Origin of the sequence: Oceanobacillus sp. CF4.6 (assembly GCF_051262635.1) — a bacterium.
Lineage (GTDB): Bacteria > Bacillota > Bacilli > Bacillales > Amphibacillaceae > Oceanobacillus.
The window spans coordinates 1-309 of record NZ_JBIMEX010000045.1 but is presented as its reverse complement, the minus strand read 5'-3'; the positions used below and the strand labels follow the sequence as shown (position 1 = coordinate 309).

Sequence of the window (309 nt, the reverse complement as noted above, 5' to 3'; positions counted from 1 at the left end):
AACAATCCATTACTGTATAACATTTAAAGTTATCATAGCAATGGCTCTGCTCCGAAATATCTAGTTTCCGAGGACAAGCAATCAATGTTTGAACTACTGAATTAGATTTTCGGTATTGGATTATTCCACAGTAGCTCAGTGGTAGAGCAATCGGCTGTTAACCGATCGGTCGTAGGTTCGAATCCTACCTGTGGAGCCAAATGGAGAGCTGTCCGAGTGGCCGAAGGAGCACGATTGGAAATCGTGTAGGCCGCTAACGCGGCCTCGAGGGTTCGAATCCCTCGCTCTCCGCCACTACTTATTATTTAA

At 45.6% G+C, this 309-nt stretch carries 2 tRNA genes; both read left to right on the top strand.

What is annotated here, in order from left to right:
- Positions 1-124 precede the first annotated feature (124 nt).
- Positions 125-199, top strand: a tRNA-Asn gene (locus ACHABU_RS20745).
- A 3-nt stretch (positions 200-202) separates the two neighbouring features.
- Positions 203-294: transfer RNA gene (locus tag ACHABU_RS20740), tRNA-Ser, on the top strand.
- Positions 295-309: the final 15 nt, after the last annotated feature.